The 1,869-nt window shown below is 44.2% G+C and carries 1 protein-coding gene; it reads right to left on the reverse strand.

What is annotated here, in order from left to right; genetic code table 11:
• Positions 1 to 91: 91 nt before the first annotated feature.
• Positions 92 to 1,327 carry a group II intron reverse transcriptase/maturase gene (gene ltrA, locus BM088_RS26830; RefSeq protein ID WP_091991996.1) on the reverse strand — a complete coding sequence of 412 codons (1,236 nt, stop codon included), beginning with the start codon at positions 1,325 to 1,327 and terminating at the stop codon, positions 92 to 94.
• Positions 1,328 to 1,869 lie beyond the last annotated feature (542 nt).

Consider the following 1,869-nt stretch of genomic DNA (forward strand, 5'->3'; position numbering starts at 1 on the left):
GGTAGAGTAGACCAGAGGAACTTCCCCTCTAGCCGCTCACAGAACCGTACGTGAAACTCTCGCTTCATACGGCTCCTGTTATTCAACCTCTTTAACATTTCTTCATTTTCCAATGCGCAAATAAGTAGCTGTGCCTTTGCTTGAATTGCTCCAAAACCTTGGCTGCTTTAGTCTTATGCCAGCGATAACGTTTACTGCGACTTCTGAACCAGCGTACCAGTCGCTTGTTCAGTATTCGCCATAAAATATTCATTTCGCTTGGGTAAAACTTGCCATAATAGTTGATCCACCCTCGAAGCTGAGGATTAATCTTCTTTGCTATTTGATCGATACTTAAACTGGTACATCGCTGGAGATTCCAGCTTCTGAACGCGCGAACTATCGACTTTTTGGCTTTATTACTTATGGCAGGAAGAAATCCTGTAAACAGTCCTCCTCCTTTGCGCCTGGCTCCTCGCCTGCGAAACGTAAACCCTAAGAAATCAAATTCATAATGCTGATTTGGGTTTCTTCGTGGTTTAGGATCGCAACAAACAATACGGGTCTTTTCTGGATGGAGTTCCAATCCACAATTTTGCATTCTTTGCCTAAGTTTTGTCAGTAATTTTTCTGCTTCAAACTTATTCCGGCAATGTATCACCGCATCATCTGCATATCGCTCAAATGGCAAGCTTGGGTATTCCCTTGCTAACCATTTGTCATGGGCATAGTGTAAAAACAGATTGGCTAGTAGAGGGCTGATCACACCGCCTTGTGGTGTACCTTTGTCACCTGACTGCCTACTTCCATCAGGTAATATAACGTCTGCCCTAAGCCAGCGTTTAATACATAGCTTTGCCCAATTCGGAGGATTGAGGTGGTCAACGGCTTTTAACATCAAATGGTGGTCTATATTATCAAAGAAACCTTTGATATCCAGATCAATAACCCATTTGTATTTCCAGCAATTGTTTCTTGCCTGAATGACTGCATCATGTGCTGATTTCCCCCGTCGGTAGCCAAATGATGATGGAGAAAATAAACTATCCCAAGTTGGCTCCAGTTGCATTTTCACCGTCATTTGCGCCACTCGGTCAGATACCGTTGGTATGCCAAGTGGACGTGTTTTACCGTCAGATTTTGGGATTTCCACCCGCTTAACAGGAGGAGGCATATAGCAGCCTGAGCTGATCCGATTCCAAATTTTATACAGATTTTTGGATAGATCACGCTCGAAGTCAGACAAGGTAACACCATCAAACCCTGCTGAACCTTGATTGGCTTTCACTGCCAACCAAGCTTGCCAAACGAGTGTTTTGTCTATGTTAAAGGGTTTTGCTTTGTCCAAGTAATCATCCTGTAGATCAGTTGTTGGCTTAAACAAAGCCGAATAACGTTTTCCCTTCGCTCCACCGTCATTACAACAGCTTCATCACTACTACGGAAAACTCCGTCCCTGTACTTCGCATTGGTACTCTCCCCTTACGGTTTCCCGCTTCGAGTTCTCCCTTGTCATCGAAGTGACAGGTTCCCAAGTTCCATTTCTGAGCCTAGATAGAGGTCATGCCACCTCAATGCCGGTTGCCAAATAGCCAATAAACAGGTTTCCGCTATTCTTGTCCTATGCCAACGAAAAGAGCACAGTTTCGACAACATTTACACGTAACGACACTTGTCCAGTGGTTCACACGAGTTCATCTCCTCTATCCATACCTGACAACTTAAAGTTGCCTTTTCCTCAACGCTCACTACCATGGCTTTTAACCATAGCAGCTTGAGGTGGTTTGTATTCTCCTCCTGTAAAGCGAATACGGAAGGCCTACTTCCATCTCAGAAACAGCAAGAAATGCTGTTTGGTATAACAACATGCCGTCTTGGCACACTTTCATC

It is taken from the genome of Pseudoalteromonas denitrificans DSM 6059 (assembly GCF_900112265.1).
In the GTDB taxonomy this organism is placed as follows: Bacteria; Pseudomonadota; Gammaproteobacteria; order Enterobacterales; family Alteromonadaceae; genus Pseudoalteromonas; species Pseudoalteromonas denitrificans.